The sequence below is a fragment of the Streptomyces lanatus genome (assembly GCF_014655715.1).
Classification (GTDB): domain Bacteria; phylum Actinomycetota; class Actinomycetes; order Streptomycetales; family Streptomycetaceae; genus Streptomyces; species Streptomyces lanatus.
The window spans coordinates 205,350-218,893 of the sequence record NZ_BNBM01000003.1 but is presented as its reverse complement, the minus strand read 5'-3'; the positions used below and the strand labels follow the sequence as shown (position 1 = coordinate 218,893).

The 13,544-nt window shown below is 68.5% G+C and carries 11 protein-coding genes; 3 read left to right on the top strand and 8 right to left on the bottom strand.

Annotated features, from left to right (window positions below; genetic code table 11):
• Positions 1-31: 31 nt before the first annotated feature.
• The 3 genes from IE325_RS09965 to IE325_RS09955 are packed head-to-tail and all read right to left on the bottom strand — an operon-like array spanning position 32 to position 1,545.
• Entirely contained in the window at positions 32-439 is a 408-nt protein-coding gene (locus tag IE325_RS09965) for a DUF6113 family protein (RefSeq protein ID WP_190069425.1), read from the bottom strand.
• On the bottom strand, positions 436-1,311 hold the full coding sequence (gene mshB / locus IE325_RS09960; RefSeq protein WP_190069796.1) for an N-acetyl-1-D-myo-inositol-2-amino-2-deoxy-alpha-D-glucopyranoside deacetylase: 876 nt from the start codon (positions 1,309-1,311) through the stop codon (positions 436-438). Before mshB ends, IE325_RS09965 begins: the two co-directional genes overlap by 4 nt.
• 39 nt (positions 1,312-1,350) lie before the next feature.
• A complete protein-coding gene (locus IE325_RS09955) occupies positions 1,351-1,545 on the bottom strand; it encodes a hypothetical protein (protein WP_019755516.1) in 195 nt (64 codons plus the stop codon).
• Positions 1,546-1,717: 172 nt separating this feature from the next.
• On the opposite strand from IE325_RS09955, the gene IE325_RS09950 reads away from it, so the two are divergent.
• Positions 1,718-3,829, top strand: coding sequence for a S9 family peptidase (locus tag IE325_RS09950; RefSeq protein ID WP_190069424.1), 2,112 nt, complete (start codon positions 1,718-1,720; stop codon positions 3,827-3,829).
• 128 nt (positions 3,830-3,957) lie between these two features.
• On the opposite strand, the gene IE325_RS09945 is transcribed toward IE325_RS09950, so the two are convergent.
• From IE325_RS09945 to IE325_RS09925, 5 genes are all read right to left on the bottom strand, one after another.
• Positions 3,958-5,001, bottom strand: a complete 1,044-nt coding sequence (locus IE325_RS09945) for an ABC transporter ATP-binding protein (RefSeq protein ID WP_190069423.1) — start codon at positions 4,999-5,001, stop codon at positions 3,958-3,960.
• Positions 4,994-5,968 (bottom strand): ABC transporter ATP-binding protein, encoded by a 975-nt coding sequence (locus IE325_RS09940; RefSeq protein WP_190069422.1) that lies wholly within the window; start codon positions 5,966-5,968, stop codon positions 4,994-4,996. The genes IE325_RS09945 and IE325_RS09940 overlap by 8 nt, the downstream gene beginning before the upstream one ends.
• 549 nt (positions 5,969-6,517) lie before the next feature.
• On the bottom strand, positions 6,518-7,495 hold the full coding sequence (locus tag IE325_RS09935) for an ABC transporter permease (RefSeq protein WP_190069421.1): 978 nt from the start codon (positions 7,493-7,495) through the stop codon (positions 6,518-6,520).
• The gene (locus IE325_RS09930) at positions 7,488-8,411 is read right to left on the bottom strand and encodes an ABC transporter permease (RefSeq protein ID WP_190069420.1); all 924 of its coding nucleotides are present in this window, start codon (positions 8,409-8,411) and stop codon (positions 7,488-7,490) included. Before IE325_RS09930 ends, IE325_RS09935 begins: the two co-directional genes overlap by 8 nt.
• Positions 8,412-8,418: 7 nt before the next feature.
• On the bottom strand, positions 8,419-10,044 hold the full coding sequence (locus IE325_RS09925) for a peptide ABC transporter substrate-binding protein (RefSeq protein ID WP_190069419.1): 1,626 nt from the start codon (positions 10,042-10,044) through the stop codon (positions 8,419-8,421).
• 518 nt (positions 10,045-10,562) lie between these two features.
• Here IE325_RS09925 and IE325_RS09920 point away from each other — a divergent pair.
• The gene (locus IE325_RS09920; protein WP_190069418.1) at positions 10,563-11,591 is read left to right on the top strand and encodes an ABC transporter permease; all 1,029 of its coding nucleotides are present in this window, start codon (positions 10,563-10,565) and stop codon (positions 11,589-11,591) included.
• Between the two features lie 82 nt (positions 11,592-11,673).
• Entirely contained in the window at positions 11,674-13,440 is a 1,767-nt protein-coding gene (locus IE325_RS09915; RefSeq protein WP_190069417.1) for an ABC transporter substrate-binding protein, read from the top strand.
• Positions 13,441-13,544 lie beyond the last annotated feature (104 nt).

The window sequence follows — 13,544 nt, the reverse complement described above, 5'->3', positions numbered from 1 at the left end:
TCGCACGAGTATCGAGTGGAGAAGTGGTACGTCACTTGGCAAGTCGGACGCCGTCGCCACCCGGTTGCCGCAATGGGGCGAGGGTGGCGCAGATCACAGCTACCGCCATGCCTCCGAGGAGGAAGAGATAGGAGGCGGTTCCTGTGCCGAAGACGAAGTCGCCCTCCGGACGGCTGGCGGTGAGCAGGATGACGGAGATCATCCAGCCGCCGGCCGGCGCCACGGCCCCGGCCCTGCTGCCCGCCGCCCGGCCGGCGCCCAGCAGGAGCCCGGCCTCGCCGGCGAGCGCGAGCAGCAGCCCGCCCGGGAACCACGCCGGCTGCACCAGCGCCCCGGCGACGCCGACGACGCCGCCGAGCACGAAGAGCCCGAGGTAGGCGAGGGCCCGCAGGGCGGAGGGCCGCTTCAGCTTCAGCGGCTGGGCGAGCATCGAGCTCATGACGCCTCCCGGGTGGCTTGACCGGGCGCGAGACCGGCGAAGAGGTCGGACTCCGTCTCCGCCCCCGCCTCACCCCGCACCAACTCGTAGTACTCCGTGGTGAAGAGCGGCTGCGCCAGCTCGTTGGACAGCGCGAAGTACGGCTCGGCCACCTCGATCTGTGTGGCGTGCGCCCGCATCGCGGCGGCCTTGGCGGCGGCGTGCGCGGTGCCGTCGATGACGGTGGTGATACGGGCGTCGTCCACGACGCCGGGGACGTCGTCGACCGCGGCGGACTTCCCGAAGGGCAGTCCGGGCAGATCCTCCCGAAGCCGGGCGAAGGCCGCGTCGGCGACGGCGCGCGGGACGCGGTTCCAGTAGATCTTGGGGATCTCCCACCCGGCGTCGGCGGCCAGCTCGGCCGCGCGCATCGCGATGCGGTGGGCCTGGATGTGGTCCGGGTGGCCGTATCCGCCGTCGGGGTCGTAGGTGACGAGGACCTGGGGCCGTACCTCCAGGATCACCTCGGCGAGGGTGCCGGCCGCGGCGTCGACGTCCGCCTGCCAGAGGCAGGCCGGGTCGTCGTTGTCGGCGAGACCCATCATCCCCGAGTCGCCGTAGCGGCCCTTGCCGCCGAGGAGACGGAAGTCCGCCACGCCGAGCTCGCGCATCGCGGCGGTCAGCTCGCCCAGGCGGTGTGCGCCCAGCGCGGCGCCGGTGAGATGCCGTAGCTCCGGGGGGATGACCTCGCCGAGTTCGCCGAGGGTGCAGGTGATCAGGGTCACCCGGGCACCCTCGGCCGTGTACTTGGCCATGGTCGCGCCGTTGTTGATCGACTCGTCGTCGGGGTGCGCGTGCACCAGCAGAAGACGCCGGTCGGGCAGTTCGGGCAGTTCCGTCATGGAGCCCACCCTACGAGGCGGCCAGGACGGTCAGAACTTGATGCTGCCGATCATGCCCGCGATGTTCGTCGTCAGCTCACTGATCGTGGGTGCGACGGTCGAGGACGCCAGGTAGAAGCCGAGCAGCATGCAGACCACCGCATGGCCGGCCTTCAGTCCTGATTTCTTGATCAGCAGGAAGACGATGATCGCCAGTAGCACCACCGCCGAAATCGAGAGTGCCACGGCGGCTCACCTCCAAGAATTCCAGACATGGGGGCAGACAGATCGCAGATAAATCCATGGAGCAGCCAGCAGGTTCATACCCACTATGCGCTAGTGATCATAACTATCCGTACGTGCGCATCGATCGGCGCACAGCCGCACAAGGGGGCGCACTGGCCAATATGGTCGGGGCATGACGACCGAGCCTGTCTCCTTCCCCCGACGGCACGCCCGCACCCAGAGGTTCACGCTCGGCGCGCCGCGCGCGTTCGCGGTGGCGCCCGACGGTTCCCGTGTCACCTTCCTGCGCTCCACCTCCGGTACGGACCCGGCGAGTTCGCTGTGGGTGCTCGACACGGAGACCGGCGAGGAGCGCGTGGCCGCCGACCCGCGCGCCCTGCTGGGCGGCGCCTCGGAGGACCTCTCGGCCGAGGAGCGGGCACGGCGCGAGCGCAGCCGTGAGGCCGGTGCCGGCATCGTCGCCCATGCCACCGACGCGGACGTAGAGTTGGCGTCTTTCGCCTTGTCAGGGCGGCTTTTCACGGCCGAGCTGCGGGCCGGCACGGCACGTGAACTCCCCGTCCCCGGCCCGGTGATCGACCCGCGCCCCTCCCCCGACGGACGGCACATCGCGTACGTCGCGCAGGGCGCCCTGAGGGTGGTCGGCGCCGAGGGCGAGGGGGATCGCGCGCTCGCCGAGCCGGAGTCGGAGGGGGTGACGTACGGCCTGGCCGAGTTCATCGCGGCCGAGGAGATGGCGCGCTACCGGGGCTTCTGGTGGGGCCCGGAGTCGGACCGGCTGCTGGTGGCGCGCGCGGACGACACGCCGGTGCAGCGGTGGTGGATCGCCGATCCGGCGCGTCCGGAGCGGGAGCCGCAGCGGGTGCCGTATCCGGCGGCGGGGACGCCGAACGCGGAGGTACGGCTGTTCGTGATCGGCCTCGACGGGGTGCGAACGGAGGTCTCCTGGGACCGGGCCCGGTATCCCTATCTGGCGCGAGTGCACTGGTCAGCGGCGGGTGCGCCGTTGCTGCTCGTACAGGCGCGCGACCAGCGCAGCCAGCTGTTCCTCGCCGTGGACCCGGCGACGGGGGCGACCCGGATGGTGCATGCCGACGAAGATCCACAATGGCTGGATCTTTTCCCCGGGGTGCCCTGCTGGAGCCCTTCGGGGAACCTCGTGCGCATCGCCGACGAGGGTGGCGCGCGGGTGCTCACGGTGGGCGAACGCCCGCTGACGGGACCGCAGTTGCACGTCCGCGCGGTGCTGGACGTCTCCGACGACAACGTACTGATCTCGGCGTCGGCGGGCGAGGCCGCGGCCGATCCGGAGATCGGCGAAGTGCATGTGTACCGGGTGAACGAGCTGGGCGTGGAGCGGGTGTCACAGGAGCCCGGCGTCCATGGGGCGGTGCGTGCCGGGGCGGTGACGGTACTGGTCTCCCACACCCCCGGTCGGCCGGGCGCGGAGGTGCAGGTACTGCGGGACGGAAAGCGGACCGCGACCGTCCGTTCTCATGCCGAAGATCCCGGTTTGACCCCGCGCGTGATCCTCACCGAGGGGGGCGCACGCCGCGTCCCGTGCGCCGTGCTTATGCCTCGGGACTACGCCGGTGACACCCCGCTCCCGGTTTTGCTCGATCCCTACGGGGGACCGCACAGCGCCCGGGTGGTCGCCACGCACAACGCCTTCCTCACCTCGCAGTGGTTCGCCGACCAGGGATTCGCGGTGGTCGTGGCGGACGGGCGGGGCACGCCGGGCCGCTCCCCCGCCTGGGAGAAGGCGATCCACGGAGACTTCTCCCTCTCCCTCGACGACCAGGTCGACGCGCTCCAGGACCTCGCCAAGTCGCACCCCCTCGATCTGTCCCGGGTGGCGATCCGCGGCTGGTCCTACGGCGGCTGGCTGGCGGGGCTCGCGGTGCTGCGCCGCCCCGACGTCTTCCGCGCGGGCATCGCGGGTGCGCCGGTGACGGACTGGCGGCTCTACGACACCCACTACACGGAGCGGTACCTGAGCGACCCCGCCACGCGGCCGGAGTCGTACGCGAAAAGCTCCCTGATCACCGACGACGGGCTCTCCTCACCCGCCGAGCCGCACCGGCCGCTGATGATCGTGCACGGTCTGGCCGACGACAACGTGGTCGTCGCGCACGCCCTGCGGCTGTCCTCCGCGCTGCTGGCCGCCGGCCGGCCGCACGAGGTGCTGCCGCTGTCCGGGGTGACCCATATGACCCCGCAGGAGCAGGTCGCGGAGAATCTGCTGCTGCTCCAGGTCGACTTCCTGAAGCGGTCACTGGCATAGCAGGGCAAAGGGCCATGAACCGCGTTAACACGCAGGCAACTTCACGGAAGCGGTACCGATATACGGACGGTGGAGGCTGAACAGCGTACGGCCGTGCGGGTGCCGTGAACGGGCCGGGGTGCGCCATGTCACCCCGGCCCGTTGTTTTGCCCTTCCACCACGCCCGCCTCCGCCGCGAAGTGACAGGCCGAGTCGTGGGCGACGGGCCCGCCGGGCTCCCTGAAGGGTGAGGGCACCGCCAGCACCGGTACCTCCTCCGCACACCGTTCCTGGGCCTTCCAGCAGCGGGTGCGGAAGCGGCAGCCGGAGGGGACGTTCGTCGGGGACGGGACGTCGCCGGCGAGGATGATGCGCTCGCGCTTCTCACGCGCCTCCGGGTCGGGCACGGGGACCGCGGAGAGCAGCGCCTGGGTGTAGGGGTGCGTGGGATGGTCGTAGATCTCGGCGTCCCTGCCGATCTCCACGATCCGGCCGAGGTACATCACCCCGACCCGGTCGGAGATGTGCCGGACGATGGACAGATCGTGGGCGATGAAGACGTAGGAGAGACTGAACTCCTCCTGCAGCCGCCCCATCAGATTGATGACCTGGGCCTGGACGGAGACATCGAGGGCGGATACGGGTTCGTCGGCGACGATGATCTCGGGGCGGAGCGCCAACCCCCTGGCGATGCCGATGCGTTGGCGCTGGCCTCCGGAGAACTGGTGCGGATAGCGGTTGATGTACTCGGGGTTGAGACCGACGACGTCCAGCAGAGCCTGGACCTTCTTCCGCCGGTCGCCCTTGGGGGCCACCTCGGGGTGGATGTCGTACGGCTCCCCGATGATGTCGCCGACCGTCATCCGGGGGTTGAGGGAGGTGTACGGGTCCTGGAAGACCATCTGGATGTTGCGGCGTACGGCCTTCAGGGCGCGGCCGGACAGTCTGGTGATGTCCTCGCCCTTGTACTTGATCGTGCCGGACGTCGGGCGTTCCAGGTTGACCAGCATCCTGGCGACCGTCGACTTGCCGCAGCCGGATTCGCCGACGATGCCGAGGGTTTCGCCTCGGTGGAGGGTGAAGTCGACGCCGTCGACGGCCTTGACCGCGCCGATCTGCTTCTTGAACAGGACGCCCCGGGTGAGCGGGTAGTGCTTGACGAGGCCGCCGACCTCCATGATCGCCTCAGCCATTGAGGCACTCCTTCCAGAAGTGGCAGGCGCTGCCCCGGTCTTCGTCGACCGCGTGCACCTCGGGCACGTCGGTGCGGCAGATGTCCCGGGCCTTGGGGCAGCGGGGGTGGAAGGCGCAGCCCTGCGGGATGTTCATGAGGTTGGGGGGCAGGCCCTTGATGGCGTAGAGCTCACGGCCCTTCTGGTCCAGGCGCGGGATGGAGTCCAGCAGGCCCCTGGTGTACGGGTGGGCGGGCGCCTTGTAGATGTCGTGGACCGGCGCGGACTCGACGATCCGGCCCGCGTACATCACGGCGATCCGGTCGGCGACGTCCGCTACGACGCCTAGGTCGTGGGTGATGAGGATGAGCCCCATGCGGTACTCGCGCCGCAGCTCCGCGAGCAGATCCATGACCTGGGCCTGGACGGTGACGTCGAGTGCGGTCGTGGGTTCGTCGGCGATGATCAGCGCCGGTTCGAGGGCGAGGGCCATCGCGATCATGATGCGCTGACGCATGCCGCCGGAGAACTGGTGGGGGTACTGCCCGACGCGCTCGACGGCGGCCGGGATGCGCACCCGGTCCATCAGCTCTACGGCCTTGGCGCGCGCGTCCTTCCTCGACATCCCCCGGTGCACGACGAACATCTCGCCGAGCTGTTCGCCGACGGAGAGCACGGGATTGAGCGCGGAGAGGGCGTCCTGAAAGATCATCGCCATCTCGGCCCCGCGGACCTTGCGCCGCTCGCCCTCCTTCAGCGTGAGCAGATCCCGCCCCTGAAAGAGGATCTCGCCGCCGGTGATCCTCCCGGGCGGCTGGTCTAGAATCCCCATCACGGCCTGCGCGGTCACCGACTTCCCGGACCCGGACTCCCCGAGCACGGCGAGCGTCTCCCCCGCGTCGACGCCGTAACTCACCCCGTTGACGGCTTTGGCAACCCCGTCCCGGGTCCGGAACTCCACGTGCAGATCACGCACTTCGAGCAGCATGACGGGGGGTCACCTCGGTTTCGGGGTGGGGGCGGGGGGATGGGGCGCCGAGGGTGGGAGGAGCTGGGGTCCCCGGGCGGGGGGAGATCCGGGATGCCGGAGCCCTCGGCGGCGGGTCGGGGGGCCGCCTCGTACGTCTCGCGCTGTGCGGTCCATCGCCCTGCACCGCAGCTTCGGATCGAGGGCGGGGGCCCAGGTCTCCGGGCGCGAGAAGGACCGCGGTCCCCGGGCGGGAGGAAACCCGGGTCGACGACCACCGGGCCACCGGGACCCTTGGCGGCCGGCGGGCCGCACGACGTCCCCCCGCGTGAAGGGGGCCGAGCCGCGGATCGCCGCGACGCCGTAGGCCCCGGCCAAGACCCCCGTCGCCAGGCCCCCGGAAAGCCTGCGGACGGTCGGTGACCCACCCGCGCATCCCGGATCGACAGAGTCCAGGGCCCTCACCTCAGCGATGGCCCTGGCCAAGGGCCTCGCCACCAGACCCTCGGAGAGCCTGTCAGCGGTTGGCGCCCCGCCCGCGCAACCCGCGTCCAGAGAGTCCACCGCCCCTCACCTCAGCTTCGGATCAAGGGCGTCCCGTACCGCGTCGCCCAGCATGATGAAGGCCAGGACCGTGAGGGCGAGGGCGGCGGAGGGCCAGAGGAGGGCGTGGGGGGCGTTGCGGATGTAGGGGGAGGCTGCCGAGATGTCGATGCCCCAGGAGACGCTGGGGGGTTTCAGGCCGACGCCGAGGTAGGACAGCGTGGCCTCCAGGGCGATGTACGTGCCCAGCGCGATGGTCGCCACCACGATCACGGGGGCCACGGCGTTGGGGGCGATGTGGCGCAGCAGGATGCGGGAGGGGGAGGCGCCCAGGGCTCGGGCGGCCTGGACGTAGTCGTTCTGTCGGGCGGTGATGACGGCGCCGCGGGCGATACGGGAGATCTGCGGCCAGCCGAGCAGCACGATGAAGCCGATGACCGGCCAGACGCTGTTGCTGGTCACCACCGAGAGCAGGACCAGGCCGCCGAGGACGACCGGGATGGCGAAGAAGACGTCGGTGACGCGGGAGAGAAGCCCGTCCCAGAGGCCGCCGAAGAAGCCTGCCAGCGCGCCCAGTACCGAGCCGAGGACCGCGACTCCCAGCGTGGCGCAGACGCCGACGGCGACGGACGTACGGGCGCCGTAGACGGTGCGGGTGTAGACGTCGCAGCCCTGGCCGTCGTAGCCGAAGGGATGGCCTGGTGCGGAGCCCTGCTGGGCCTTGGCGAGGTCGCACTTGAGGGGGCTGCCGGAGGCGATCGCCGAGGGCCAGAGGGCGATCACCAGAAGGAACAGGATGATCAGGGACGAGGCGATGAAGACCGGGTTGCGGCGGAGGTCGCGCCAGGCGTCGGACCAGAGGCTGCGGGCCCGTTCGGTGGGGGCGGCCACGACCTCGCTCTCCGGTTCCCCGGGTGTCCTGGGCGGGGCGGCCGGCGCGGGTGCCTCCACCGGGCTCGCGGTGAAGTCCATCGCGCCTCCCCTGCCGAACGGCTGCTCAGGCATAGCGGATCCTCGGGTCGAGTACGGCGTACAGGAGGTCGACGACCAGGTTGCAGAGGAGGAAGACCAGCACCAGGACCGTCACGAAGCCGACGACGGTCTGGGTGTTCTGGCGCAGGATGCCCTGGTAGAGCTGGAAGCCGACGCCGTGGATGTTGAAGATCCGCTCCGTCACGATCGCGCCGCCCATGAGGAAGCCGATGTCGGCGCCGATGAAGGTGACGACCGGGATGAGGGAATTGCGGAGGAGATGGCGGGTGACCACCCGGTGTCTCGGCAGGCCCTTGGCGATCGCTGTACGGACGTAGTCGGAGCGCCGGTTCTCCGCGATGGACGTACGGGTCAGACGCATGACGTACGCGAGGGACACCGAGGCGAGGACGAGACCCGGGACGATCAGCTCGCCGAAGGGGGCCGCGGGCGACACCGACGGTCTGATCCAGCCCCATTCGACGCCGAGCAGCAGCTGGAGCAGCAGGCCGGTGACGAAGGTGGGGACGGAGATGATGACGAGGGTGGCCAGGAGTACGCCTGTGTCGACGGGGCGGCCTCGGCGCATGCCGGTGACGACGCCGAGGGTGATGCCGATGAGGATCTCGAAGACGATCGCCACGATCGTGAGCCGGATGGTGACCGGGAAGGCCGTCGACATCAGCTCGGTGACTTCCTGGCCGTTGAACGCCGTACCGAAGTCTCCGGTGAAGACGTTCCCCATGTAGGTCAGGTATTGCTGCCAGACCGGCTGGTCGAGGCCGAATTCCTTGCGCAGCCGGGCCGCGGTCGCCGGGTCGCACTGCCGGTCGCCGCACAGGCCCGCGACGGGGTCGCCCATGACGTTGACCATGAGGAAGATCAGCAGGGTGGCTCCGATGAACACCGGGACCATCTGCAGCAGGCGCCGTACGACGTACTGCCCCACGGCGGGCTCAGCCGACCTTGATCTGGTCGTAGACGGGGACGCTGAAGGGGTTGAGGGAGACGTTCGAGAGGCGCGAGGACCAGCCCGCGCTGCCGTTCTGGTACCAGAGCGGGATGGCCGCCATGTGGTCGCGGACGACCTGCTCGGCCTTCTGGAAGGTCTGGACGGCCTTGGCGACGTCGGTCTCGGCGTTCGCCTCGTCGACGAGCTTGTCGAACTCCTCGTTGGACCACTTGCCGTCGTTGGAGGAGGCGTCGGTGTAGTAGAGCGGCTGGAGGAAGTTCTGCGGGAGCGGGTAGTCCATCTGCCAGCCCGCGCGGAACGGCCCGGAGAGCTTCTGGGTGGTGGACTTGGCCCGGAAGTCGGCGAAGGTGCCGATCGGGTTGCCGACGCAGGCGCGGTCGTTGTCCAGGGCGTTGTTGATGGAGTTGCAGACGGCGTCCACCCACAGCTTGTGGGAGCCGGTGTCCGCGTTGTACGTGATCTTCACCTGGCCGCCGGGCAGCCCGCCGCCCTCCTCGATCAGCTTCTTCGCGGCGGCGGGGTCGTAGTCGCACCACTGGCCGCACAGCCCGTCCTTGTATCCGCCCTCGGCTCCAAGGACGGGTGAGGTCCAGTCGGTGGCGGGGGTGCGGGTGCGCTGGAAGATGGTCTCGGTGATCTGCTCGCGGTCGATCGCCCGGGACAGGCCCTTGCGGACCTTGTCGGAGCCGGCCTTGTTCCACTCCTTGTCGTAGAAGGGGAACGCCAGGGTCTGGATGATGCCGGCCGGGGTGTTCAGATAGCGGTCGCCGAGGTCGGCCTTGACGTTCTTCAGCTGCTGGGCCGGGACGTCGTCGACGAGGTCGAGGTTGCCGGCCATCAGGTCGGTGTAGGCCGTGTTGTTGTCCGTGTAGACCTTGAGGGTGACGCCGCTGTTGCGGGCCGCGTCCTCGCCCGGGTAGGCGTCCCACTTCACCAGCCGCATCTCGGAGCCCTTGGTGTACGACTCGACGCTGTAGGGGCCGTTGCCGACGGGCTTGGCCAGCCAGGCGGCGTGGTCGTCGAAGAACGCCCGGGGCAGCGGAACGAAGGCGTTGTAGCCCAGGGTGTCGGGGAAGCTGGAGAACTTCTGGCTGAGCCGGACGGTGAAGGTGCGGTCGTTCACGACCTTCAGCCCGGACATGGTGTCGGCGGTCTGCGCCCCCTTCTCCGGGTGGACCTGGTCGTAGCCGTCGATGTAGCCGAAGAAGTAGGCGTTCTTCTGGTTGTTCTTCAGGCTCGCCCCGTAGTTCCAGGCGTCCACGAAGGACTTGGCGGTGACCTTCTCGCCGTCGCTGAAGGTCCAGCCGTCCTTGAGGGTGATGGTGTAGTTCTGCGAGTCGGTGCTCTCGATCCGCTCGGCGAGCACGTCCTCGGCCTCGCCGGTCTTCGGGTCGTACTGCTTGAGCCCGCGGAAGATCATGTTCAGCACCTTGCCGCCCTGCACCTCGTTGGTGTTGGCCGGCTCCAGCGGGTTCTGCGGATCGGTCCACGCGGCGCTCAGCGCCGCGTCGCCCGCGCTGCCGGTGTCGCCCCCGCCTCCGCAGCCGCTCGTCGCGAGCGCGACCGCCATCGCGCATGCGGCCCATCGGGCGTGCGTGGCTCCACGCATGGAGTGCCTCCTCTGGCGCTGATCCGTTACGGGCCAATATCGAGTCAAAAGGCACATAGCGCACACGGACTCAAGCCAATGGGGCGACAGACCATCCGGATGCACGCATCCATACGTCCGGCGAAACGGACTTCTCCATCCGGATCACCGGCCGCCCTCTTCACCGACTCCCCCGCCGACCCATGGATCTTCGATGCACCACGCAATGGATCTTCGCGATCCGATGCCGAACCGTTGGATTACGACCGCTGGATGTACACATTTCGATACGGGAGCATCCGCATATCGAACTCTCTGCCCGATTCGTCTAGTTGGTCCGAGTCAAGGCACAACTCAATATCGTTGCGCTACCCGCGTAGCTACGGAATGGTCAAGACAGGGTAAAGAACGTAAATAGACAACCAAGTCGGCCGAGAATTTATTGACCTTGAATGAATTGCGTTGAAAAAGTCCGGCGTAGCCCGTAGGGGAGCGTGCCCTGCGGAGTCACTCAGACCCTCCCTTGGGCCAGGAGCACCATGACCCCCCCAACTCCATCAGCGGCTGCCCCGCTTGAGGTAACCGACGACAGCGTCGAGAAGTCGATCACTTCTCCCGCCAACTCGGCCAACGAGAGCAAGTCCCCGGGACAGCTGGCCTGGCGACGCTTCAAGCGGGACCGCACGGGCATCGCCGCGGCATGCATCGTGATCTTCTTCTTCGTGATCGCGCTGTGCGCACCACTGATAGCCAAGCTCTACGGGAAGGACCCGTACACGACGTACGGCCTGAACACGCCCGGACTGCTGGGTGACAACAGCTTCCCGGTGAAGCCCAACGGTGGCATCGACAGCGAGTTCTGGTTCGGCATCGAGCCCGGGCTCGGCCGGGACCTCTTCACCTTCCTGCTCTACGGGATCCGCAACTCCCTGCTCATCGCCACGGCCATCACCCTCCTCGTGGTGATCATCGGCGTGACGCTCGGAGTCACCGCCGGCTATCTGGGCGGCAAGACGGACTGGCTGATCGGCCGGGTCATCGACATCCTGCTGGCCTTCCCGTCGCAGCTGTTCTTCGTGGCCTTCACCCCTGTGGTGCTCGCCCTGTTCGTGGGCGCCGACGAAAACACACCCGTCTGGCTCACCGTCGTCTGCCTCGTCGGCCTGCTCACCGTCTTCGGCTGGGCCTCCATCGCCCGACTGCTGCGCGGCCAGGTACTGGCCCTGCGCGAGCGGGAGTTCGTCGAGGCGGCCAAGGTCACGGGGGCGTCTCCGGCACGCATCATCTTCAAGGAGCTGCTGCCGAACCTCTGGACGCCGATCCTGATCCAGGCGACGCTCAGCGTCCCGGCGATGGTCACCACGGAGGCGGGCCTTGCCTTCCTCGGCGTGGGCATCCAGGACCCGACGCCGGACTGGGGCGTCATGATCGGCCAGGCGGCCAAGGTCTACCAGGACGACATCACCTTCCTGCTCTTCCCCGGTCTGTCCATGGTGATCTTCGTTCTGGCGTTCAACCTCCTCGGCGACTCGGTGCGCGACGCGCTCGACCCGAAGACCAAGCGTTGACTCCGGCTTTTTTCAGGACCCCGGCGACGGCGCCGGGGTGCCGGATCCCTCTCATCACTCACCTTTCGAAGGCAGGATTGCGATGTCCTTCTCGCGCAGAAACTTCCTGATAGCCACCGGTGTCGTGGCCGCGTCGAGCTCCGTGCTCTCCGCGTGCAGCAGCGGCGACAGCACCAGCAACTCGGGTGGCGGCGGCAAGCAGGAAGCGGCCAAGGCCGACGCGACCGTCGTCAAGATCGGCACCGCCGAGGACTCCAAGGGCCCGGCCCCCGAGGTCGCCGGCGCGAAGAAGGGCGGCACCGCCTACCTGCTGAACGACGACGACTTCTCGCACCTCGACCCGCAGCGCATCTACTACGCCTGGAACTCGCTCGCGGCGATCGTCATCTCCCGCACCCTGACCGGTTACAAGATCGGGGACGACGGCTCCCAGACCCTGGTCGGCGACCTCGCCACCGACACGGGCACCATGAAGGACGGCGGCAAGACCTGGACCTTCACCCTGAAGGACGGCGTGAAGTGGGAGGACGGCTCCGACCTCACCGTCGATGACGTCCGCCACGGCATCGAGCGCTGCTTCGCCAACTTCGTCACCGAGGGCGCGTTCTACGTCCAGACCTGGCTGACGGGCTCGCAGGAGTACCGCAAGTCGTACCCGGGCCCGTACGGCGGCAAGCACCTGAAGTCGATCGAGACGAGCGGGAAGACCATCACCTTCCGTCTCTCCGAGGCGCGTCCCGACTTCAACTACGTCCTGGCGATGCACTCCTACGCGCCGACCCCGGTCAAGAAGGACACCAAGCAGGACTACGACAAGAAGCCGGTGTCCAGCGGTCCGTACCGGATCAAGACGCACGTCACCGACAAGTCGATGACCCTGGTCCGCAACGAGCACTGGGACCCGGCGACGGACCCGATCCGCAACGCCTACCCGGACCAGTTCGACTTCACCTTCGGCATCGAGCAGCTGACGGCCATCGACCGTCTGCTCGCCGACGCCGGCAAGGACCAGTACGCCACCAGCTGGCGCACCATCCCGCAGGAGCGCATCCAGAAGGCGCAGACCGAGGCCAAGGACCGCGTCTTCGAGCAGCTCGGCAACGGCGTCAGCGTCTACTGGATCAACACCACCCGGGTCAAGGACAAGGCCGTCCGTGAGGCCATCATCAAGGCCTGGCCCACCGCCGGTATCCGTCAGCTGCTCGGTGGCAAGGTGCGCGGTGACTACGCGACCGGCATCATGAGCCCGCTCGTCGCCGGCTACGAGTCGCAGGACGTCTGGGGCAAGCTGGCGAAGCCCGAGGGTGACCCGAAGGCCGCCAAGGAGATCCTGAAGAAGGCCGGCAAGTCCGGCTACAAGGTCGTCTACGCCTACCAGCAGGACCCGCAGCAGGCGAAGATCAAGGTCGTCGTCGAGAACGCCCTCAAGGCCGCCGGCTTCGAGGTCGTCACCAAGGGCATCGACTCCACGACCTGGTACGACCAGATCGGCAAGCTCGACAACCAGTTCGACGTCTACTGGGGTGGCTGGTCCGCGGACTGGCCGACCGGTTACTCGGTGTTCCAGCCGCTCTTCGAGAGCAGCCAGGTCGTCGACCAGGGCCAGAACTACTCGCACCTCAAGGACCCGGCCGTCGACGCCGCCATCAAGGCCGCGACCGCCGAGACCGACCAGGACAAGGCCAACAAGATGTGGGCGGCCCTGGACAAGCAGATCACCGAGATCGGCGCGTTCGTCCCCGACGTCTACATGAAGCGCATCTACATGCACGGCTCCAAGCTCGGCAACGTGAAGATGGACCCGAACTTCGACGGTTGCATGCTCTACAAGATGTACGTCAAGTCCTGATCCACACCTGAGAGGTGGGGCGGCCGAGTGCCGCCCCACCCTCGGCTCGTCCACCGGGCCCCCCGGGTGACCCCCGGTCCGGCCTCTCCGCACGACGGCCCTCC